16 protein-coding genes are annotated in these 22161 nt (G+C 66.5%); 3 read left to right on the plus strand and 13 right to left on the minus strand.

Going from position 1 to position 22161, the window contains the following annotated elements; translation table 11 throughout:
* Positions 1-98 precede the first annotated feature (98 nt).
* Together rng and AC3WJE_RS11365 are read right to left on the minus strand one after the other, a co-directional pair.
* A complete protein-coding gene (rng, locus tag AC3WJE_RS11360) occupies positions 99-1598 on the minus strand; it encodes a ribonuclease G (protein WP_493730905.1) in 1500 nt (499 codons plus the stop codon).
* Positions 1599-2183, minus strand: coding sequence for a Maf-like protein (locus tag AC3WJE_RS11365; RefSeq protein ID WP_493730906.1), 585 nt, complete (start codon positions 2181-2183; stop codon positions 1599-1601).
* Positions 2184-2306: 123 nt separating this feature from the next.
* On the opposite strand from AC3WJE_RS11365, the gene AC3WJE_RS11370 reads away from it, so the two are divergent.
* Both AC3WJE_RS11370 and AC3WJE_RS11375 read left to right on the plus strand, forming a co-directional pair.
* Positions 2307-3041 (plus strand): SIMPL domain-containing protein, encoded by a 735-nt coding sequence (locus AC3WJE_RS11370; protein ID WP_493730907.1) that lies wholly within the window; start codon positions 2307-2309, stop codon positions 3039-3041.
* Positions 3042-3253: 212 nt separating this feature from the next.
* Entirely contained in the window at positions 3254-3910 is a 657-nt protein-coding gene (locus AC3WJE_RS11375; RefSeq protein ID WP_493730908.1) for an energy transducer TonB, read from the plus strand.
* A 198-nt stretch (positions 3911-4108) separates the two neighbouring features.
* Here the strand turns inward: AC3WJE_RS11375 and rlmH are convergent, their stop codons facing one another.
* The 11 genes from rlmH to AC3WJE_RS11430 all read right to left on the minus strand — a co-directional run bounded on the left by rlmH (position 4109) and on the right by AC3WJE_RS11430 (position 21449).
* On the minus strand, positions 4109-4579 hold the full coding sequence (gene rlmH / locus AC3WJE_RS11380; protein ID WP_493730909.1) for a 23S rRNA (pseudouridine(1915)-N(3))-methyltransferase RlmH: 471 nt from the start codon (positions 4577-4579) through the stop codon (positions 4109-4111).
* Between the two features lie 7 nt (positions 4580-4586).
* Positions 4587-5717 (minus strand): J domain-containing protein, encoded by a 1131-nt coding sequence (locus AC3WJE_RS11385; protein WP_493730910.1) that lies wholly within the window; start codon positions 5715-5717, stop codon positions 4587-4589.
* Positions 5707-6060, minus strand: coding sequence for a ribosome silencing factor (gene rsfS / locus AC3WJE_RS11390; protein WP_493730955.1), 354 nt, complete (start codon positions 6058-6060; stop codon positions 5707-5709). The genes AC3WJE_RS11385 and rsfS overlap by 11 nt, the downstream gene beginning before the upstream one ends.
* Before the next feature lie 112 nt (positions 6061-6172).
* Positions 6173-6895, minus strand: a complete 723-nt coding sequence (gene nadD, locus AC3WJE_RS11395) for a nicotinate-nucleotide adenylyltransferase (RefSeq protein ID WP_493730911.1) — start codon at positions 6893-6895, stop codon at positions 6173-6175.
* Positions 6896-6951: 56 nt separating this feature from the next.
* Positions 6952-7986, minus strand: a complete 1035-nt coding sequence (gene holA, locus AC3WJE_RS11400; RefSeq protein WP_493730912.1) for a DNA polymerase III subunit delta — start codon at positions 7984-7986, stop codon at positions 6952-6954.
* Positions 7987-8023: 37 nt separating this feature from the next.
* Positions 8024-8593 carry an LPS-assembly lipoprotein LptE gene (locus tag AC3WJE_RS11405; protein ID WP_493730913.1) on the minus strand — a complete coding sequence of 190 codons (570 nt, stop codon included), beginning with the start codon at positions 8591-8593 and terminating at the stop codon, positions 8024-8026.
* A 419-nt stretch (positions 8594-9012) separates the two neighbouring features.
* Complete coding sequence (gene leuS / locus AC3WJE_RS11410; protein ID WP_493730914.1) at positions 9013-11655, minus strand: leucine--tRNA ligase; 2643 nt, start codon at positions 11653-11655, stop codon at positions 9013-9015.
* Positions 11656-11837: 182 nt separating this feature from the next.
* Positions 11838-12449 (minus strand): DUF998 domain-containing protein, encoded by a 612-nt coding sequence (locus tag AC3WJE_RS11415; RefSeq protein WP_493730915.1) that lies wholly within the window; start codon positions 12447-12449, stop codon positions 11838-11840.
* A gap of 139 nt (positions 12450-12588) precedes the next feature.
* Complete coding sequence (locus tag AC3WJE_RS11420; RefSeq protein ID WP_493730916.1) at positions 12589-13383, minus strand: OmpA family protein; 795 nt, start codon at positions 13381-13383, stop codon at positions 12589-12591.
* A 44-nt stretch (positions 13384-13427) separates the two neighbouring features.
* Positions 13428-20297, minus strand: a complete 6870-nt coding sequence (locus AC3WJE_RS11425; RefSeq protein WP_493730917.1) for an ESPR-type extended signal peptide-containing protein — start codon at positions 20295-20297, stop codon at positions 13428-13430.
* 198 nt (positions 20298-20495) lie between these two features.
* Positions 20496-21449, minus strand: a complete 954-nt coding sequence (locus AC3WJE_RS11430) for an AraC family transcriptional regulator (protein ID WP_493730918.1) — start codon at positions 21447-21449, stop codon at positions 20496-20498.
* A gap of 521 nt (positions 21450-21970) precedes the next feature.
* On the opposite strand from AC3WJE_RS11430, the gene AC3WJE_RS11435 reads away from it, so the two are divergent.
* Positions 21971-22144 carry a Flp family type IVb pilin gene (locus AC3WJE_RS11435; RefSeq protein WP_493730919.1) on the plus strand — a complete coding sequence of 58 codons (174 nt, stop codon included), beginning with the start codon at positions 21971-21973 and terminating at the stop codon, positions 22142-22144.
* The last annotated feature ends 17 nt before the right edge of the window (positions 22145-22161 follow it).

The following is a 22161-nucleotide window of genomic DNA, read 5'->3' on the forward strand; positions in this document are numbered from 1 at the left end:
AGCATGCCTGCAGACAGCGTAATCCCGCCGCAACACAGCCACTTCACAGCTCTCAACCGCCGTTACGAATCCCCAATCCCTAATCCCCAATCCCTGCTTCACAACAACACCACGTCGTACTGCTCCTGCAGATACTGTTCGTCGGCCTGGAAACTGATGGTCTTGCCGAGGAATTCCTCCAGCTCGGCCACCGCCGCCGATTCTTCGTCGGTGATCCGCGCCACCACCTTGGACGAGGCGATCACCAGCAACCGCGCCGCATCGAACTGGCGCACCGCGCGGGTGATCTCGCGGAAAATCTCGTAGGTGACGGTCTCGGCGGTCTTGATCGTGCCGCGCCCGTTGCATTCCGGGCACGGCTCGGACAGCTGCCGCTCCAGGCTTTCCACGGTGCGCTTGCGGGTCATCTCGACCAGCCCCAGCGGCGAGAAGTCATACACCGTGGTCTTGGCGTGGTCGCGCGCCAGCGATTTCTCCAGCGTGCGCAGCACCTGGCGACGGTGATCCGGGCCATCCATGTCGATGAAGTCGATGATGATGATGCCGCCCAGGTTGCGCAGCCGCAGCTGCCGCGCCACCGCCTGCGCCGCCTCCAGGTTGGTGCGGAACACCGTCTCTTCCAGATTGCGCTGGCCGACGAACGAGCCGGTGTTGACGTCCACCGTGGTCATCGCCTCGGTCTGGTCGATCACCAGATAGCCGCCGGACTTCAGCGGCACCTGCTTGTCCAGCGCGCGGCCGATCTCGTCCTCGACCCCGTACAGATCGAAGATCGGGCGATCGCCCGTATACAGTTCGATCCGCTCGGCCAGCACCGGCATGTACTTGGCGACGAACGCCTGCAGCTTGGCGAAGGTCTCCTGCGAATCCACCTTCACCTTGTCCACGTCCTTGCGGATCAGGTCGCGCACCGCGCGCAGCGGCAGGCTCAGGTCCTCGTAGATCGCGCTGCACGGCGGCGCCTCGCGGCCGCGCCGTTCGACCACGTTCCAGACCCGCGACAGGTAGGCCACGTCGTCGGCCAATGCCTCGGCCGGCTGGCCCTCGGCATTGGTGCGGATGATGTAGCCATAGCCGCCATGGCTGGCCGCCAGCTCGGACACGATGCCCTTCAGGCGCGCACGCTCGGCCTCGTCCTCGATCCTCGCCGACACCCCGACCACCTTGGACTGCGGCAGCAGCACCAGGTAACGCGAGGGAATGCTGATCTGGGTGGTCAGGCGCGCGCCCTTGGTGCCGATCGGGTCCTTGACCACCTGCACCACCACGTCCTGGCCGTCACGCAGCAGTTCGACGATCGGCACCGAGGCCGGCGGTGGCGGCGGCAGTTGAGTCTCCTCGGTATCCACCACGCTGGCCGGAGCCGGCGTCGGCCGCACCACGTCGTTGGCGTGCAGGAACGCCGCGCGCTCCAGTCCCAGCTCGACGAACGCGGCCTGCATGCCCGGCATCACCCGCTGCACCTTGCCCTTGTAGATGTTGCCGACCACCCCGCGCCGCCAGCCGCGCTCGATGTGCAGCTCCTGCAGCATGCCGTTCTCGATGACCGCCACGCGGGTTTCGCGCGGGGTGACGTTGACCAGGATTTCCTCGGACATTTAGGGCCTGCTGACACTGTTGGGAAAGGCGGCCAGGAGCTGCGCCGTGTGGTAGAGCGGCAGCCCCATCACCGCGGAGAAACTGCCATCGAGCCGCACGACGAAACGCTCGGCGCCGCCCTGGATCGCATAGGCGCCGGCCTTGCCCATCGGCTCGCCACCATCGACATAGTGGGCGATCTGCACGGGAGTCAGTGTGGAGAAGGTGACCTGCGAGACCACCTCGACCAGCGCCGGCTCGCGTCGCTCCGTCACCAGCGCCACCGCGGTGATCACCTGGTGGGTGTGGCCGGACAGGGCCTCCAGCATCGCGATCGCATCGGCCCGGTCGGCCGGCTTGCCGAACACGCGCTCGCCCAGCACCACCTCGGTATCCGAGCCCAGCACGACCGCCTCAGGATCGGCACCGAGCACCTGTTGCAGCCCGGCCTGCGCCTTCTCCAGCGCGACGCGGCGGACATAGGCGGCCGGCGCTTCACCTTCACCACGCACTTCCGGCACATCCAGATCGAGCGTCTCGAAGGCCACGTCCAGGCGCGCCAGCAGTTCTTTTCTACGGGGGGACCGCGATGAGAGATAGAGCATCCGGCAAGGATAACCGGTGCCATCGCGCGCCGGATGCGCCTTATGGCGATCCCGGCCCGGCTCACAAGCGGTTCATCGTGTCATCGCCACGCTCGCGCAGGCATAAACCAAGGAGAGACGTCTATGCGCACCATCCGCCCGACCCCGCTGCTGCTCGCCCTGTGCCTTGCCACCGGAGCCGTCATGACCGCCCATGCCCAGACCGCGGCGCCCTACGCCATTCCCGCCGACGGCACCCTGCTGAACATTGCTTCCGAAGCCGAGGCCAAGCGCGTGCCCGACGTGGCGACGCTGTCGGCCGGCGTAGTGACCCAGGCCGCCGATGGCGACACCGCGATGCGCCAGAACGCGCAACAGATGGAAAAGGTCATGCAGGCGATCCGCGGCGCCGGCATCGCCGAGAAAGACGTGCAGACCAGCGGCATCACCCTGTATCCGCAGTACGTCTACAAGGAAGGCCAGAGCCCGCGCATCACCGGCTACCAGGCCAGCAACACCGTCAACCTCAAGGTTCGTGACCTGACCCGCCTGGGCAAGGTGCTGGAAGTACTGGCCTCGCAGGGCGCCAACCAGATCAACGGCCCCAGCTTCGAGATCGACAAGCCCGAACCGGTCTACGACGAGGCCCGCATCGCCGCGCTGAAACAGGCCCAGACCCGGGCCGAGACCTACGCCAAGTCGCTCGGCTTGCGGGTCCGCCGCATCGTCAGCATCTCCGAAAGCCGCGGCGGCGGCGGACGCCCGATGCCGGCGATGCGGATGCAGGCGATGGCGGCCGATGCGGCGAGCCCACCGGTATCCCCGGGCGAAACCAGCCTGTCGATCAACCTGGATGTGACCTTCGAGCTGGGCAAGTAAACGGCCCGTCGGATCGTGTGACCGGAAGCGGCGCCATCAGGCGCCGCTTCTGTTTTGAGTCCCGCCGCGCGCTTTCCAGAACGCCAGCCAAACGGCGGGCAACACCCCGATGCGCTTGCCGTCACGTCGCACCATGATGCAACTGCCCCCGCAGGATTCACGGGGCGCCCGTTGCTGCTTCCTTTCCGCAGGTCCTTCCTGGAGGTGGAATCATGGTTCGCACGCAGTCTGCGCCGGGCATTCCCGGCATCGATCCTTCCCGCGTCCTCGCCTTCAGCACCGTCATTGCGCTGCATGTGCTGGCGTTCGTGCTGCTCATCGCGCCTCTGTCCTACCGTCCGGTCACCACGACACCGGAACGTACCGAGCGCTGGCAGCTTCCCGAACTGCTGCCGACGCCTCCACCGCCCCCGCCGCTACCGGTGCAGCCGCAACAGCAGCGCACAGCCCCGGCGCCCACGCCGGTCCCCGTCACCATCAACGCGCCGGTGCAGCAACCCGCGATCGAAACACCTGCCATCGATGCGCCGCAGGTCATGAGCACCGCACCGACCACCGTCGAGCCCGTGGCGCCTTCCATCGCACCGCCCGTTGCCGGCATCCAGTTGCAGTACCTGTCCGCCCCGCCGCCGCCCTATCCGCGTCCGGCGCTGAAGGATCGACTGACCGGGACGGTCGTGTTGCGCGTGCTGGTGGGCGTGGATGGACGGCCGCTGGACGTGTCGGTCGAGTCCAGCAGCGGCCATCGGATACTTGATCTGGCCGCACGCAATCAGGTGCTGAAGCAATGGCGCTTCAAACCGGCGATGCAGGATGGACGCGCCTCGCAGGCCTATGGCTTGGTGCCGATCGCGTTCTCGCTGGACTAGGACGGTCTCGCAGGAGCGAATGGGCTACCGGAACTGCCCCGGTCGCGACTGAAGTCGCTCCTACGATCCCGATGATGTGCCCGCTGCACCGCGAGTACGGATCTCGTCACCCACCGGAGTAAGAGTCCCCTTTGTTAAGGGGGCGCGCCGAAGGCGCGGGGACAGGATGCCTGAGCTCCACCCGTATCACCGGGAGCTTCAGCCCCGGTGATACGGGTGGTTGGCCAGCATCGCCGCGGCACGGTACAGCTGTTCTGCGACCACCAGCCGCACCAGCATGTGCGGCAAGGTCAACGGCCCTAACGACCACAACTCGGAGGCCGCGGCCTTCACGTCGGGTGCGTGTCCTTCGGGACCGCCGATCAGGAATGCCAGATCGCGCCCCTGCCCGCGCCAGTGCTCCAGACGCTGTGCCAGTTGCTCCGAACTCAGCGGCCGGCCGGGCACGTCCAGCGCCACCACGTACGGGTTCTTCGGCAGCGCGGCGAGTACGCGCCGGCCCTCGTCCTCGATCGCCCGTTGCGGATCGCGGCCCTTGCCACGCAGGCCCGGTTCGATTTCGACCAGCTCCAACGGCAGCCAATGCGAAAGCCGCTTCTGGTACTCGGAGAACCCCTGCGCCACCCAGGCCGGCGCGCGCTCGCCGGTGGCGATCAATTTCGCTTTCACGGCTGCGCTACCACGGCTGGCCGTCGAATCCGCTGCTCAATGCATCCCTGTGTTCGGCCAATTGACGCTGCTGCTTGAGCCAGCGTTTGAAGATCGCCGGCGTCCGCAGCTCGTACAGATCATCTTCGATGTGGTGAATTTCGCTGGTGAGTTCGCGTTTGGTCCGCGCCAGCACCGCATCCAGCCGTTTGGGATCGAGCCGGTTGCCACCGAACAGGCCGTAGTCGGCGCGGAAGGATTCCTCCACCTGCACCAACTCGTGCTCGATCTCCTTGAGCTGCCGGCCCAGATCCTGGTTGTACTGTTTGACGCGGTCCTCGCTCATCTGCTGCATCTGCTCCGGCCGCAATTGCCCGATCTCCAGTTGCAACTCGATCAGCGCCAGCAGGTTGCCCGCGCCATACGCCTGGTTGACGCGTTGCATCAGCACGGTCTTGCGCTCGCGCTCGGCCGGATCGGGCTCGCGGTCTGGATGCAGCGCGGTCGCCAGCTTGCGATACAGCTCGCGCAACGGTTGCGGCGGCGATGGAGCAGCGTCCTCGGCCGGCTTCTTGCGCTTCGCGCGCCGGGCCTTGGCGCGCTCGTCGCGCTGCTGCTCATGCGCTTCCCGCTCCTGCTCGTGTTCGCGCAGTCGTTCGAAAAGCGCCTCGGCCGAATCGAAGTTCTGCATTTCATCCGGATCCAGGCCGAAAAAATGCGCCGCCACGGCCTGTCGGATCAACTGGTCGGACTCGGTCATTTGCCTGTCGAAACCGACATCGCTGTGGCGGTCGTAGATGTCTTTGACATCCGCCCCTCCCTGCTGGACCAGCGGACCGGCCAGTCCGCGGATCAGTTCGGACAGGAACGCGCGCTCGGCCTTGCCGAGCTTGTAGGTGGCGTGGGCATGATCGAGCAGGTGCAGCAGTTCCAGGTCGAGTTCGGCACGGCGCCGGAACAGCGGTACGGCCTGCTCGTGGTAGCGCTCGCGCCAGCGCGGCAGCGCATCGCCCCAGGCGTGCAGCCGCCCCCGGCAATCCTCCAGCCGCTTCACCAGGCTGTTGAAGCGTTTGCGGGCGGCCGAAAGTACCGGCTGCGGGCCCGAATCACTCGACAGGCGAACCTGCGACGCCGCCTCGAGGCCTCTCTCAGCCGGCAACGTCTTCATCGTCCGAGGGCGGCTGGTCGCCGACCGTCCACAACCGCTCCAGTGCGTAGAACTCACGCACGCGCGGCAGCATCACGTGGACGATCACGTCGCCCAAGTCGACCAGCACCCATTCCGCCTCACGCTCGCCTTCCACGCCCAGCGGCATCACGTCGAGCTTCTTGGCGAAACGCACCACTTCGTCGGCGATCGCCTTGACGTGGCGGGTGGAGGTACCCGAGGCGATCACCATGTAGTCGGCGACGCTGGACTTGCCGCGTACGTCGATCTCCACCACGTCCTTGGCCTTGAGTTCCGCGACGGCCTCGCGGACCGTGGCCAGCAGGACCGGCAGTGGCGGCGGCGGGTTGGGAAGGGAGGTCTTGATGACTTGGGCTTGACTGGTCAAAGCGGTAGTGACTCGATGGGATGATGCGAATTATAGGCAACTGGTCGTCTCGGCGCTTTCAGACGCCGTCGCCCCGGTACAGGCGGTGCTCTTCGATGTAGCGGGCGACCGTGGCCGGCACCAGATCGTGCCAGGGCTCGCCGGCGGCGATGCGATGTCGAACCTCGCTGGCCGATTCCGGCTGCAGCGGCTGGCGCAGGCGCCAGATCAACCCGGCCGGCCGCGTCGCAAGCTCGGCCGCATCATCGGCCCAGCACGTGGCCAGATGGGCCTGCACGACGTCCGGCAGCGCGATGTCCAGCGCGGCGCCCCGGCGTTCGGCCACCACCAGATGCGCCAGCCCGGTCAGTTCGCGCCAGCGATGCCAGCTGTCCAGCGACAGCAGGCTGTCGGCGCCCAGCAGCCAGGCGATCGGCGCCTCGGCGCCGAGTTCGTCACGCAGTTCGACCAGGGTATCGATCGTGTAGGACGGGCGATCGGAGTGCCTGGCGCGTTCGAATTCGCGTCGATCCAGCACCAGCCCGGTCTCGTCGGCCAACGCCAGTTCCAGCATCCGCGTGCGCTGGACGGCATCGGCGCCGGGCGGCACGCGGTGCGGCGGATCGGCGGCCGGAATCAGGTTCACCGGCACGCCCAGCTCATCGCGCGCGGCACGGGCAATGGCCAGGTGGCCATCGTGGACCGGATCGAAGGTGCCGCCGTAATAGAGGTGGAGCGAGGGGCCGGGGACCCGGGTCCCGGGTCCCGGAAGATCAACCGCAGCAACGGGGCTGCCGAGCATGCGCTTTTGCCGGGTCCCCGGTCCCGGGTCCCGGGTTCCGGCCTGCCCTCCAGCCATCACGCCACCAGCAACCTGACCGCCCGCGCCTCGGCCACCGCGACCAGCAGCCGCTCCAGCGCGACCCAGACGTCGCCGTCGCCGCGGCCCTTGGCGATGCGGTCGACCTTGCCGGCCTCGACGACGAAGCGCTCCCAGCGGCGCGGTTCGGCGTGGCGCTGCAGGGCACGCTTGAATGGCGCCTGGCGCGATTCCCAGATGCCCTGCCCCTTCATCTCGGCGGCGAGGTTGCCGCCGCGTGCCTGCACCTTGGCCAGCGCGGCGGTGCGCACCAGTTCCTTGATCAGGATCGGCATCAACGCCGCCGCGGCCTCGCCCTCGGCGCGCAGGCCCGCCAGCATGCGGATTACCGCGGTCGGCTGACCGGCCAGCATCGATTCGGCAAGCCGGAACACGTCGTACCGCGCCGCGTCGGCGACCAGCGACTCCATCGCCGCGGCATCGAGCGTCTCGCCCTGTGCCAGCAGCGCCAGCTTGTCGATCTCCTGCGCGGCGGCCAGCAGGTTGCCTTCCACGCGCTCGCTCAGCCGCTGCACGGCTTCGCCGTCGGCACGCAGGCCCTTGCTGCGCAGGCGCCGCTCGATCCAGTCCGACAGTTCGTGCGGCTTGATCGCCCATGCGACCGCGATCGTGCCGATCCGCGCAATCGCGTCGGCCCATTTGCCGTGATGGGACTTGCTCCATTCGTTGGCGGTGATCAGCAGCACCACGTCCGGCGGCGGGTTGGCGCAGAAATTCGCGATGACCTCGGCGCCGTCCTTGCCCGGTTTGCCGCTGGGCAGGCGCACTTCGATCAGGCGACGGGCGCTGAACAGGCTGGGCGCGTTGAAGCTGGAATCCAGGTGGTTCCAGTCGAAGTCACGGCCGTCGGCATCGAACACCTCGCGCTCGCCGATGCCTTCGGCACGGGCGCGGGCGCGGATGGCATCGGCAGCTTCGAGCACGCGCAGCGTTTCGGGACCTGCGATGAGATAGACCGGCTGCAGCGGCTGCGAGGCCGGCTGGGTGGCTAGCTGTTCCGGACGCAGTTCCATAGGGCTCCCGCAGACGCCGGCACAGGCCGGCGCACGCTCACTTGACCGGCTCGGCCGGCGTGCTGGCGGCCGGCGGCGGCGTACCGGTTTCGATCGGCAGCCCGTTCTTCAGGCGTGCGCGCACGACGCTGTCGACACGGCGCAGGATCGAGGCGGACATGTCGCGGCGCAGTTCGGTGGCCAGCATCTCGCGCTCGGTTGCGGTACCGGTGGCGTCGGTCGGCGGCGCCACGTAATCGCGCGACATCTCGATCACCTGCTGCGGCACCACGACCGAGCCATCGGACCCCAGCATCGTGAAGATCACCGCATAGCGCAGGCTGTACTCCTGGGCACGGCCTTCGGCGTCGATCGCGATCGGCAGGTCGCCCCAGCGTTCGGAGAGCACGTTCAACTGGGCGAAGCCGGTCTTGGCATCCTTCTCGGCCAGCGTCGCGCCGGAGGCGATCAGGCTGCGGCTGAGCAGCTTGACCAGTTCGCTGTACGGAGAGACCGAGGTCACTTTCACCGCCGCTACGTCGGGCGGCAGGGCCAGCTTGCTGCGCAGGTGGAAACCGCAGGCGGTCAGTCCTGCGAGCAGGACCAGGGCGATGAGGGGTCGGATCATGGACACAGTCTGGATGAGCGGGCCGGGAGCGGCAACAGGGAACAGCGCTTCAGCCTGCCCGAAGTCGCGTGAACGCGGCTTGAGACGATTGCGCTGGACTGTCTTTCACGAAAGTCTCCGGGTCCCCGCCTGTGCGGGAATGACGCTGGGATTTGCTGATCTGTTGGTCTGTGGGAGGGACTTCAGTCCCGACGGGCTCTGCCGGCAAAGCGTCGGGACTGAAGTCCCTCCCACAACAGGCCAGTTACCTGGGGATGGCCTGACCACGAACCCAGCCCCCAAAAGCTTGGGGGAATCCGCGCACGGCACCGACAAGGGGCGCTGCAACACATGTGGCAACGCAGATCACGAACGCGTTGTCACGCGCCCGCGAGGCGAACCATCCGGAACCCGCTTCGGCCCCCGCAACATCGTCGCGGCTATGCCGCGACGATGTTGACGATCTTGCCCGGCACGATGATGACCTTGCGGATCGTCAGGCCTTCCAGGAACTTGGCGGCGTTCGGCTCGGCCTTCGCCAAGCCTTCGACCTGGTCCTTCGGGGCATCGGCAGCGACCTCGATGGTGCCGCGCAGCTTGCCGTTGACCTGCACCGCCAGGGTCAGCGCATCCCGTACCAGCGCCGCCTCGTCCGCCACCGGGAACGGCACGTCCTCCAGCAGGGTTTCGGCGTGACCCAGCGCCTGCCACAGGGTGTGGCTGGCGTGCGGGGTGATCGGGTTGAGCAGCAGCACCATCGCTTCCAGCGCTTCCTGGCGCACGGCGCGGCCCTGTGCACTGGCGTCGTCGAACTTCGCCACCGCGTTGGACAACTCCATCACCGCGGCGATCGCGGTGTTGAAGCTGTAGCGGCGGCCGTAGTCGTCGCCGACCTTGCCGATCGTCTCGTGGGTCTTGCGGCGCATCGCCTTCTGTCCGGCATCCAATGCGGCGACATCCAGCGCCGGCACCGTTCCGTCGCCGACATGCTTGTGCACCTGCACCCACAGCCGGCGCAGGAAGCGCGCCATGCCATCGACACCAGCCTCGTTCCACTCCAGCGACTGTTCCGGCGGTGCGGCGAACATCGAGAACAGGCGCACGGTGTCGGCGCCGTACTTGCCGACCATCGCCTGCGGATCCACGCCGTTGTTCTTCGACTTGGACATCTTCTCGGTGCCGCCGATCACCACCGGCTGGCCGTCGCTCTTGAGCACCGCGCCGATCACGCGCGCCTTGTCGTCACGCTGCACGTCGACATCGGCCGGGTTGATCCAGTCCTTGGAACCGTCGGCGTTCTGGCGATAGTAGGTATCGGCGATCACCATGCCCTGGGTCAGCAGGTTGGTCGCCGGCTCGTCGCTGTCCACCAGCCGCGCGTCGCGCATGAGCTTGTGATAGAAGCGGAAATACATCAGGTGCAGGATGGCGTGCTCGATGCCGCCGATGTACTGGTCCACCGGCAGCCAGTAGTTGCCGCGCTTGTCGACCATGTCCTTGGCACCCGGCGAGGTGTAGCGCGCGTAGTACCAGCTCGACTCCATGAAGGTATCGAAGGTGTCGGTCTCGCGCTCGGCCGGCTTGCCGCATTCCGGACAGGTGGTCTTGCGCCACTCCGGATCGGTCTTGATTGGCGAGCCGGTACCGCTGAATTCCACGTCCTCCGGCAGCACCACCGGCAACTGGTCTTCCGGCACCGGCACCGCGCCACAGCTGGCGCAGTAGATCACCGGGATCGGGCAGCCCCAGTAGCGCTGGCGGCTCACGCCCCAGTCGCGCAGGCGGTAGTTGATCCGGCGCTGGCCCTGGCCCTTGCGCTCGAAGCGCTCGGCAAGGGCCTCGAACGCGCCCTGGTAGTCCAGACCGTCGAACTCGGCCGAGTTGATCAGTTCGATGTCGCGGGTCTTGTCGGTATACCAGTCGCGCCATACGCCCGGCTCCCAGGTCCGCTCTTCGTCGTTGCGGGCGTCCTTGAGCGCGATGACCTGGCGGATCGGCAGCGCGTACTTGTTGGCGAAGGCGTGGTCGCGCTCGTCGTGGCCGGGCACCCCCATCACCGCGCCGGTGCCGTAGCCCATCAGCACGAAGTTGGCGACCCAGATCGGCACCTGCTCGCCGGTGACCGGATGCACCGCCTTCAGGCCGGTGTCCATGCCGCGTTTTTCCTGGGTCTCCAGTTCGGCTTCGGAAACGCCGCCCTTCTTGAGCTCCTCCAAGAATGCGGCCAGCGCCGGGTTGGCAGCAGCGGCCTTCAACGCCAGCGGATGTTCGCCGGCGATCGAAACGAAGGTCACGCCCATCAGCGTGTCGGGACGGGTGGTGAACACGCGCAGCGGTTCGAGCGTGCAGCTCCCCGGATTGACCACGTCGAACTGGATTTCCAGGCCTTCGGAACGGCCGATCCAGTTGCGCTGCATGGTCTTGACCGATTCCGGCCAGCCATCCAGCGTGTCCAGACCGTCCAGCAGTTCCTGGGCGTAATCGGTGATGCGCAGGAACCACTGTGGGATCTCGCGCTTCTCCACCAGCGCGCCGGAGCGCCAGCCGCGGCCGTCGATGACCTGCTCGTTGGCCAGCACGGTCTGGTCGACCGGATCCCAGTTCACCACCGCGTTGCGACGGTAGGCCAGGCCCTTGCGCATCAAGCGGGTGAACATGCGCTGCTCGTGCACGTAGTACTCGGGCCGGCAGGTGGCGAACTCGCGCGACCAGTCGATCGCATAGCCCAGCGACTTGAGCTGGCTGCGCATGTGATCGATGTTCTTGTAGGTCCACTTGGCCGGCGCGGTCTTGTTCTTGATCGCGGCGTTCTCGGCGGGCAGGCCGAACGCGTCCCAGCCCATCGGCTGCAGCACGTTGTGGCCGGTCATGCGCCGGTAGCGGCTGATCACGTCGCCGATGGTGTAGTTGCGCACGTGCCCCATGTGCAGCGCACCGGACGGGTACGGCAGCATCGACAGGCAGTAGTACTTGGGTTTCTCCGAATCCTCCTTGACCTCGAAGGCCTTGGTGGAGTCCCAAAACGACTGGGCGGAGGATTCGACCTGCTGCGGGTCGTAGGCGGTGGTTTCGGCGGAGGACATGGAGGCGGTCGGCACGCGGGACTGCGCAAAGCCGCAAAGGGTACCGCAGCGCAGCAGGGCACTCCACTCGCGTCTGCTGCCGGGCGGAGCCGGCCGACGCCGCCAGCGACGCCGCCGATCGACCCGCTTCCATGTCGCAGAGGCTGCCCCAGCAGCCTCCCGAGGGGATCAGCAGGCCGCCGTCACACGGCGGTTCCGCGCGGCTGCGGCCACATCCAGGCCGCCAAAGCCCACCAGCCGGCCCAGGCCAGGAATGCCAGCCGCTGCGCCAGCGGCGCCGGCAGCCAGGGGCCCGGCGGCAGGAACGAAAGCAATGCGACCAAGGTTGCCGCCAGCAGGCTCAGCGCACCCAGCAGGGCGCCACCGGGCTGATGCCGCAGCCACAGCCCCCACAGGCCGGCACCGGGAATGAAGGCCAGCGCCCACAACAGCCAGGCCGTGGCGTGGTATTGGCTGGCGCGGCTGTCCAGATCGATCGGATCCAGCGGCAGCAGCCCCATGCCGCAGAAGGCCAGGCCCGACAGCAGCAGCAATTGCAGGCCGATCCGCTGCATGCGGTCGTGACCTGCGGCCAGCAGACCGGCGGCTGCAGCCACCGCCAGCAACCCGGGAAGCACGAAACCCAGCGCCGAGAACGCCTGGGCGTGGGCAATCCCGGTCGCCCCCAGCAACGCGACCGGATATTTCCACTGCGAGTAGCCAGGCAGCGCCATTCCGAAGCCGACCACGGCCAGGACCAGACTCACCGGCACCAGGCTCCCGGCCCAGCGCGCCCACTTCGCGACATTCGACACCCGGCATCTCCACACGGCCGCCGCCCGTGCCACCCGGTGTGGTGGCACTTCGCCACGTCGGCCAAGGCGAGCATTCTCGCCGCTGCGGGGGCCGTAGTGAATCCGCGCTGTGGAACTAGATCGATACGTCCGAACCGTCCTAATGCGCGATGCCGGTGATCTCCACCCGGCGATTGGGCGCCAGGCACTCGATCACCGCGCGGCTGCGTCCGGCCGGGCACTCGGCCACCGGCTGGGCATTGCCGCGTCCCTCGGCGCGAATCGCTTCGGCCGGTATGCCCTGCCCGATCAGAAACGCCCGCACTGCCTGGGCACGATTCTGCGAGAGCTTCAGGTTGTAGCTGTCACTGCCGATGCGGTCGGTGTAACCGATCACCACCACGTCACGGACGCCGCGCGGGTCGCCTCCCTGCTGCACCAACTGCCGCAACCGCTCCTGCCCGGCCGGCTTGAGCACGGCGCTGTTGAAATCGAACAGCGCATCGGCCTGCAACCGCAATGGTGCCGCCGGTGGCGGCGCCGGTGGCGGTGGTGGTGCCACCGCCTGCGGAGGTTGCAGCAAGGCACTGCATTCGGCCGGCTTCCAGGACTGGCTCTGCGCGATGCCCTTGGCATCGAACACGATCCGGAACTGGCAGCGTACCGGCTCGGCGCCAACGCTCGCGCGCAGGTTGAACAGGTAGTTCCAGTCGCGCACGCCCCACAGCTTTTCATTGAAGTGGGGCGCACCCAGCAACGCCAGGATCTGGTCCTTGTTCATTCCCGGCGCGTACTGGCGCAGGTCGTCGAGATTGACGAAGGTGCCACCGCGTGGATAAGCGCGATCCGGGTTCGGAAAACCGTCCCCATCCGCCCCTATGGTCCTGCACCCACCCAGCCCCAGCGCCATTCCCGCCGCCAAGCCCCATCCAACGAGCTTCACTATCGCTTTCATGACCTCACCCCTTGAGTCACATCGTCATGTGTGGTTTGCCGGCATCACCACTGGATGCCGGCACCGATCGAAACGCCACCCTGTCCGCGGGTGTTGGTCGAGCCGCTGACCTTGTAGATCCAGCGTCCGCCCTCGGTAATGCCCGACAAACCGACCGCAAAGCCCGATTCGCCGCTGAAAGTGCCGCCGGCAATCGAGGCCATGCTGCGTCCGGCCTCGGAGGGCTGCGGCAGAGCCGCCATCGCCATCGCCGAAGCCACGCCCGCCGATGCCTTGTTGTCGAGCCTGCGCACGGACTGATCGGTGTAGCCCTTCGACCAATCCATCGCATCGGCAAGCCCGGCATTGAGCTGCCCGAGGTTGACCGCGTCGGTGTTGGCCGTACCGGCCGCGATGTTGTGGAGGGTGACCGTGCTGCTGGCCTGCCCCATCGTCACGCTGCTGTAGTTGGTGCTGCCATCGCTGTTGGTGTCATAGCGCACCGATCCAGCCTGCGACGCCTGCAGTTGCGCGACGTTGACCGCATCGGTGGTCGCCGTGCCCGCAGCGACATTGGTGATCTGGCGTTCGGCACCGCTGCTGCCGACCGACACGGTGTTGGCACGATTGGCCACCGAGTTGGCACCCAACGCCACGCTGTTGGCCGCGGTGGCCGAAGCGGTGTCACCCAACGCCACGCTGCCGCTGCCGCTGGCGCTGGACGCGCCACCGATCGCCACCGAATCCGAACCGGTTGCCGCTGCGGCCGCCTTGCTCGAATTCACCGAGACGTACTCGTTGCCCGTGGTCTGGATGTTGTCGATGCGCTGGTTGATGTTGGTCAGCGAGCCATCCACCGCGGAGAACGCCGAGCCCACATCGCCATAGGTCGCGGTGGTGGTGGTGCCGTTGGTGCTCACCGAGGTGATCTGGTACTGCGGGCCGGTCCAGGTGCCGGTGGTGCTGTCGTACTGAGTGCCAGCACCGAGATACTGGGCCACCTGCGTGTTGGTCCCATACAGCTGGCTGCCGTTGATCGCATCGGTGCTGCCGGACGCCACTGCGCCGTCGGCCACATTGGAGATCGTCACCGGCGGGATGGCGGCGGCAGCCGTCATCCTGTCTCCCGAGCTGCTGGCCGGCGCGCCGAGGGTCACCCGGGTGTAATCGACGCTGCCGTCGCTGTTGGTGTCGTAGCGCACTGCACCGGCCTGCGAAGTACTGATCGAGGCTTTGAGCTGAGCGACGTTGACTGCATCCGTGTCCTCGGTACCGGCAGCGAGGTTGGTGATCTGACGCTCGGCACCGGCACTGCCGACCGAAACGGTGTTCTCGCGATCCGCCACCGAGCCAGTCCCCAAGGCCACACTGCCGCCGGCCGTGGCCGAAGCGCCACCGCCCAGTGCGATGCTGCCGGTCGCCGTGGCCGAAGCCGCGTCGCCCATCGCAACACTGCCGTCACCACTGGCCTTCGCCTCCGGCCCGACCGCGATCGCATCGGTACCCGTCGCCGAAGCGGCTCCCTTGGTCGAATTCACCGACAGGTACTGACTGCCGCCGCTGCCCTTCTGCACGTTCTCCAGCGATGTGCTGATCGCATCGAGCGCGCTGCCGACGTTGTTGTAGTTGCCGGACGTGATCGTGCCATCGGTACCGATGTTGTTGATGACGTACGTCGGTGCGGTCGGCACGCCATTGGCATCCACGGTCGAACCACCGCCGAGATGCAACGCGGTGCCCTGCGCCAGCGCGTACAACTGCGCACCGTTGATCGCCTCCAGGCTGGTGGACGAGACCACGCCGGCGGCAAGGTTGCCGATCACCGTGGCGCTGCCGGAGCCGGCCAGGCCGAGGGTGATGCTGTTGTAGTTGACGCTGCCATCGGCATTGATGTCATAGCGCACCGAACCGGCCTGCACGCTCTGCAACTGACCGACATTGGCCGCATCGGTGAGCTCGGTACCCGCGGCGACGTTGGCGATCTGGCGCTCGGAACCGACCGCACCGACCGACACCGTGTTCGCACGATCCGCCACCGCTCCCGACCCCAGCGCCACGCTGCCTGCAGCGCTGGCGACGGCGGTTGGCCCGATCGCCACCGCATCGGTACCGGTCGCGGATGCCGCCGCGCCGGTGGAGAACACCGACAGGTACTTGAGATCGCCATCGGTGATGTTGTCGATACGCGTGTTGAGGTTGGTCAGCGAACCATCCACTGCGTCGAACGCCGAGCCGACGTTGCCGTAGACCGCGGTGCTGGTGCTGCCGTCCACGTCTACCGAGGTGATCTGGAACTGCGGCGCAGTCCATAGACCCGTGACCGAGTCGTACTGCGTACCGGCACCGAGGAAGTCGGCCAACTGCACATGCGTCTGGTACAGCTGCGCGCCGTTGATCGCTTCGCTGCTGGTCGGTGCGATCGCGCCGGCCGCCAGGTTGCTGATCACGGTACCGGTGGTGGCACCGGCCGCGCCCAGGGTCACGCTGTTGTAGTTGGTGCTGCCGTCGCTGTTGGTGTCATAGCGCACCGAGCCGGCCTGCGACGTCTGCAACTGCCCGACGTTGACCGCATCGGTGGCCTGTACGCCTGCAGCGACATTGACGATCTGCCGTTCGGAACCGACCGCACCGACCGACACGGTATTGGCGCGATCGGCCACCGAGGCCGAGCCCAGCGCCACGCTGCCGGCTGCGGTCGCGACGGCCGTTGGCCCGACCGCCACCGCATCGGTACCCGTCGCGGATGCCGCTGCACCGGTGGAGAACACCGACAGGTACTTGAGATCACCATCGGTGATGTTGTCGATACGCGTGTTGAGGTTGGTCAGGGAACCATCGACCGCACCGAACGCCGAACCGACGTCGCTGTAGGTGCCGCTGGTGGTACCGCCGGTGCTATCGATCGAAGTGATCTCGAACTGCGGCGCGGTCCACAGACCCGTGGCCGAGTCGTACTGCGTGCCGGCGCCGAGGAAATCAGCCAGCTGCACGTTGGCTGCATACAGCTGTGCGCCGTTGATCGCCTCACTGCTGGTCGCCGTGACCGCACCGGACGCCAGATTGCTGATCACGGTGGGCGCGGTGGCCGTGGCTCCGCCAAGGGTGATCTTGGTGTAGTCCGGGTTGCCCGAGGCATCCTTGTCGTAGGTCACTGCGAACAGATCTGATGTATTGATCAAGTCGATCGCTCCCTGCAGCTGCGCGACGTTGACTGCATCGGTGCCCTCGCTACCGGCAGCAACATGGGTGATCTGCCGCTCGCGCCCGGCCGAACCCACCGCAACCTCGCCGATCGAGGTCTGCGGTGCGGTCAAGCCATAGGCGGTGTAGTTGTCCTGGCCACCGCGGGCGGCGTTGGACAGGTAACCCAGCGCGACGGTATTGGCCTTGTCGGAGGTCGCACCGGCACCGATCAGCGTCTGCGCATTGGCAGTGCCGTTGGCGCTGTCGCCAATCACCACCGAGTGACCAAGACGCGCGTCATAGTCTGCGGTCGGAACGCCAGTGGGGTTGTTCGGATCGTTGACGCCGGCGCCCGGGAAGGCCTCGTTGGCGTCCTGCAGCGCCAGCTTGTGCGTTGCATTGGTGCCGATCACCACTTCCTTGGAACCGTTGGAGTAAGCACCATCGCCGATCAGCACCTGGTAATCCTGCGCGGCGTTGACCGCCCAGCAGTCCGCGGTGACCACGCCCAGCACGTTCACGCACTTGCTCGCCCAGGCCGGAGCCGAGTCGGGCAGCAGCAGCCCAAGCAGGCCGTTCGGATCACCGTTGTTGATGTTGTAGATGTAGCTGTCGGAGGTGACGCCGCCGAGCAGCGTCATGTGTGAATTTCCACCAGTGACCGCGCCACCCAGCCCGTTCAGCAGCGTACCCACCGGGCTCAGGTTGACCACCGGAATGCCCAGCACGCTGACGCTGGAGTACGTCTGCACGACATTGGCGCTACTGACGGTCAGATCGCCGTTGCGCACGTAGCCGTCGCCGCCCAGCAGGTTGTTCAAGGTCGGGCTGAGCAGTCCCCCCAACGAACCGGTGAAGCCGCCGGTGCCGATGATCAGGCCCGGGCTGCCCACCGGTGCCGGCACCGTGGGTGCGGCGGCAGGGGTAACCGTTGTGCCGCTACTCGAAGACGACAGGTTCAACACGTTCTGCACCGTGCTGCCCAAGCCGTTGCCGATGCTGCTGACCGTGCCCGCCAGGGTAGTACCGACACCCGCGATGCCGGAGGACGAACCGGTCACCCCGTCGACGGTGCTGGTCACACCGGAGATCAACGTGCTGCCGGTGTTGCCGACCGTCTTGCCGACGCCATCGACCACGCCGACCACGTCGCCTTCCTGCAGGTTGGCGACCGTGTCCTTCAACCCGGTGCCCAGCGCCGCGGTGGTGCCGGTCACGGTGTTGGCCAACGTCTCCGAGCCCGTCACCGCCTGGACCGTCTTGCCTACCACCTTGCCGGTGCCGTCAACGACGGTGGCAACGCCATCGACCAACTTGCCGGTGGTTTCGCCCAGTCCCGTACCGTTAAGCAGTCCTGCCGTGGTCTTGCCCACCGCGTCGACCGTGCCGTTCAGCAGGCCACTGATCGCCTGCGCCAGGACATTGCCACCCGGCTGATTGCCACTGCCGATGCCCGACAGCAGACTGCCGACCACGTTGGTGGTGGCCGCGGTGGTGGTGGTCACCAGCGCATGCACATTGGTACCTGTATCGGCGACCACCTTGCCCACATCCTGCGCACTGTTGGCCGCCAGCACGCCGCTGACGGTGCTGCCGACCGTGCTCACGGTGCCGCCCACCACACCATCCACCAGTTGCCCGACCGGGCTGCTGCCACCGGCCGTGCCGGCCAGCACATTGCTGGCGGTGGTGGTGACATGGCCGACCGTGTTGTTCACCGCCGTGCCGAGCTGGCTCAGGCCGGTGCCGCCGGTCGTGCCCAGCAGTGCATCGACACCACCGGTGGTGGTGGTCACCAACGACTGCGCGGTGCTGCCGACGTTGTTCACCACGGCGGGCACATTGCCGGCGACCAGCGACGCGGTCGTCGTGTTCAATCCGGTCGATACATTCGAGGTCACGCCACTGACAGTGCTGCCCAGCGCGGTCGAGCCGGTCACTGCCACCAGCGTCTTGTCGAGCGCTTGGCCAGTACCGGTCAACAGACCACCGGTCTTCTGCACCACGTCAGTCACCGCGCCACCCAGCGAGGTCGGTGCGGTACTGCCACTGCCGCTGCCTGCGGCCAGCACACCGGCAACCGTGTTGCCGACTGCGCCGACCACACCACCGACCACGCCGTCCACCAATTGCCCTGCCGGGCTGCTGCCGCCGGCCGTGCCGGCCAGCACATTGCTGGCGGTGGTGGTGACATGGCCGACCGTGCTGTTCACCGCCGTGCCGAGCTGGCTCAGGCCGGTGCCGCCGGTCGTGCCCAGCAGTGCATCGACACCACCGGTGGTGGTGGTCACCAACGACTGCGCGGTGCTGCCGACGTTGTTCACCACGGCGGGCACATTGCCGGCGACCAGCGACGCGGTCGTCGTGTTCAATCCGGTCGATACATTCGAAGTCACGCCACTGACAGTGCTGCCCAGCGCGGTCGAGCCGGTCACCGCCACCAGCGTCTTGTCGAGCGCCTGGCCAGTACCGGTCAACAGACCGCCAGTCTTCTGCACCACGTCAGTCACCGCGCCACCCAGCGAGGTCGGTGCGGTACCGCCACTGCCGCTGCCTGCGGCCAGCACGCCGGCAACCGTGTTGCCGACCGCGCCTACGACGCCGCCCACGACGCCATCGACCACCTTGCCAACCGGGTTATTGCCACCGGCGGTACCGGCCAGCAGATTGCTGGCGGTATCAGTGACCTGCCCGACCACGCCATTCACGGTGGTACCGAGCTTGCCCAGGCCGACCGTACCGCCGGTTACACCCGTCAGCAGCGTGTCGACGCCACCGGTGGTAGTGGTCACCAGCGACTGCGCCGTGCTGCCGACGTTGTTCACCACGGCGGGCACATTGCCGGCCACCAGCGATGCGGTCGTCGTGTTCAATCCCGTCGATACGTTCGAAGTCACGCCACTGACGGTGCTGCCCAGTGCATTCGAACCCGTCACCGCCACCAGCGTCTTGTCGAGCGCCTGGCCAGTGCCGGTCAACAGACCACCGGTCTTCTGCACCACGTCCGTGACCACACCGCCGAGCGAAGTCGGCAGCGTGCCGCCATGGCCGCCCTCGACCAGGCTCGCCACTGTTGCCTGCGCGGTATCCCTGACCTGCCCCACCGGGTTGTCGCGCGCGACCATCAGCCCATCCAGCGGGACGCCGGTCACTTCGCTGCCGTCCTTCAGCGCGATGCTGTCCTGCACGTGCGCGACGATCTGCGAGATCGGCTCCTGCAGGCCACCGCCGCTCGCCGACGTCGAGCCGGCGACAAGACCGCCCGCTGCGTCGACCAGGCCCAGCGTTGCCGGCACCGCGGTGCGGACATTCGCCGAAGACGCCTTCACCGCGCTCCCTTCACGCCGTACCGGAGCAGTATCAAGAGACGTTGTCCGTGCCGTCGGCCGCAGGGGCGTGACAGTCGATGACACGGACAACGCCGTGGAACTCGTGTATCCCACAGTCGCAGCAGAAGCGCTGCCAAGCGACGAAGGCGTAGTAGTGGATGCCTGCGGCAGTGCCTGCACTGCCGAGGGAGAGGCGTACTTGTTGGCCAGATCCAGCAGTTCGGTCATGCCGGAATCAGCAGCCATGACCTCCCCATGCCATCCGGCAGCGAACAGTCCCAGTCCAACGGCCAGCGGCGAGGCGATCAGCGCCCTCACCTGCCGTCCCATGCCGTCTTTCTTGCCCCTTGCGGCTGCCAGTTCGGAGCCGACGACGAAAGCGTTGAGCTGGTGGTTCCACACCAGCCGATAGATGCGGTTCATGTGATTGCTCCCTGTATACCGCGGCATCAACCTGATGCCTGCGTTGTGGGAGTCATTACAAATTTTCCACGGACCGACACTTACCCCGTTTCGGCAGGCAAAGATGTCAATACGGCAATACATTGGCGAAATACGGCAAGCGGATGCACGTTTACGGCACGGGCGGTGTTTGCCCCTCTCGGGAAGCGGCAATACCGGTCACGCGTACTCGGCACTTCCCGATTGCCGCATCAGCGTGTCGCGCGGCAGTTCGCCGAACACGCGTCGATAGTTCTCGGCGAAGCGAGAAAGGTCCCACAAGCCGCAGCTCAGCGCGATCGCCTTCACCGACTTCCTGCCGGAATCGGCCGAGGACAGGCTGCGGCATGCAGTGCACAGCCGCAGCATGGACAGATAGCGATTGGGCGAGATACCCAGCATGTCGTCGAAGGCGTAACGCAAAGCGCGTTCGCTGACGCCCGCCGCCGCGCAGATCTCGGTCATGTAGATGTTCTGGCGCAGGTTCATGCGCATGAAGTCTTCTGCCTTGCGCAGAATCATGTAATGCCCGCGCCGCCCCCGCCCCTTGACCGCGCGGTCAAGCGGGCCGGTATCCAGAATGCCGCGCAGATGCTGGTCCATGACCTCATCCAGATGCAGATCGGCCATCGAGGCGGGGCCTTCGACCATGCGCTGCTGCAGCTCGCCGTAGTAGCGACGCAGCGGATGCGCCGATCCCGGATTGAGCAATGCCAGCGCGTGCCCGGGACGGTCGCTCAGATGCAGCTCGTTGAACTTCTGCCGCACCCGCTTGACCGGCACCATCACCACCGTCACCCAACTGTTTGCGCTGAGCACGAACTCGCTGACGCCATCCGGCATCAGCGTCAACACGCTGCCGGTTGCCAGCATCGCGCCATGACACCAGCTCACCGCATCGTCGGTGCGATGGACATAACCCAGCAGGCACCAGTCCAGGGGCAACATGAAACGCCCGCGCACGGCAAACCCGGTCTTGATCGTGCAGAACAGCGCCTCGCCATGCACATGGCTCGTCACCGCCGCACGAGGACCATTGTCGTCCAGCAGTACCAGCTCGATATCGCAAACCCGCAGCAATCCACCTAACCCAATCAGGTCGAACGCCCCAAGCCGCTCGCCGGCATCTTCCATAACAGCCCCTTGATGTGTCTCTCGCACCGCCCGGGCCCATGCGCCCACTACCTAGCGGCACGTTCACGGCTTTGCTTTAGCCAAGGCCGCGGCGATAAAAATTCACACGACTTTCGCGCCCACGCTTCACCACGCACGTACGTGCGCCAGCTATGTATATGTAATCGTCTTGCGAACGCGGCGTGAAGAAGTTTCACACCACTGCCCGCCCCTTATTTATCCGAGACAAAAATCACAACAAAAAAAACAAATGTGCCGATTTTGCGTATTTCCGCGCAGATTTTTGCCTGAGGATCGGTGCTACAGGGGCGAATGCCCCATTCATCCGGCAGCGCAGGGGCAATGCCATGAGACCAGTCAGCTAATCCCGTCTTCAGGTGGGCTCGGCCATTGCCGCTGCCTGCCTGTCCCTATTCATTTCGCAGCACCACCGGCATCGTCGATGCCGGTGCAATCCGGGTTCTTCCGTTGCACGAAAACAGCGGTTTTACCCGGCTTTCACCACTGACGAGGAGATCATCATGATCAGCTCCATCAAGCGTTTCATGCGTGAGGAAGATGGCGTTACTGCGTTGGAATATGGGTTGCTGGCCGCGGTCATCGCTGGCGTCCTGGTAGCAGTCGCCGGCCCGGCGATCGGAGACTTCTTTACAGCGCTTTTCGCAAAACTCGACGCTATCGTCCAAGCCGCATAAGAAGCGGCATAACCAGC

This window comes from Pseudomonas sp. GW821-FHT07E12 (assembly GCF_058986605.1).

Coding starts and splice junctions, on each gene's coding strand:
- rng (WP_493730905.1), bottom strand. CDS start 1,598: ATGTCCGAGGAAATCCTGGTCAACGTCACCCCGCGCGAAACCCGCGTG.
- AC3WJE_RS11365 (WP_493730906.1), bottom strand. CDS start 2,183: ATGCTCTATCTCTCATCGCGGTCCCCCCGTAGAAAAGAACTGCTGGCG.
- AC3WJE_RS11370 (WP_493730907.1), top strand. CDS start 2,307: ATGCGCACCATCCGCCCGACCCCGCTGCTGCTCGCCCTGTGCCTTGCC.
- AC3WJE_RS11375 (WP_493730908.1), top strand. CDS start 3,254: ATGGTTCGCACGCAGTCTGCGCCGGGCATTCCCGGCATCGATCCTTCC.
- nadD (WP_493730911.1), bottom strand. CDS start 6,895: ATGCTCGGCAGCCCCGTTGCTGCGGTTGATCTTCCGGGACCCGGGACC.
- holA (WP_493730912.1), bottom strand. CDS start 7,986: ATGGAACTGCGTCCGGAACAGCTAGCCACCCAGCCGGCCTCGCAGCCG.
- AC3WJE_RS11405 (WP_493730913.1), bottom strand. CDS start 8,593: ATGATCCGACCCCTCATCGCCCTGGTCCTGCTCGCAGGACTGACCGCC.
- leuS (WP_493730914.1), bottom strand. CDS start 11,655: ATGTCCTCCGCCGAAACCACCGCCTACGACCCGCAGCAGGTCGAATCC.
- AC3WJE_RS11420 (WP_493730916.1), bottom strand. CDS start 13,383: ATGAAAGCGATAGTGAAGCTCGTTGGATGGGGCTTGGCGGCGGGAATG.
- AC3WJE_RS11425 (WP_493730917.1), bottom strand. CDS start 20,297: ATGAACCGCATCTATCGGCTGGTGTGGAACCACCAGCTCAACGCTTTC.
- AC3WJE_RS11430 (WP_493730918.1), bottom strand. CDS start 21,449: ATGGAAGATGCCGGCGAGCGGCTTGGGGCGTTCGACCTGATTGGGTTA.
- AC3WJE_RS11435 (WP_493730919.1), top strand. CDS start 21,971: ATGATCAGCTCCATCAAGCGTTTCATGCGTGAGGAAGATGGCGTTACT.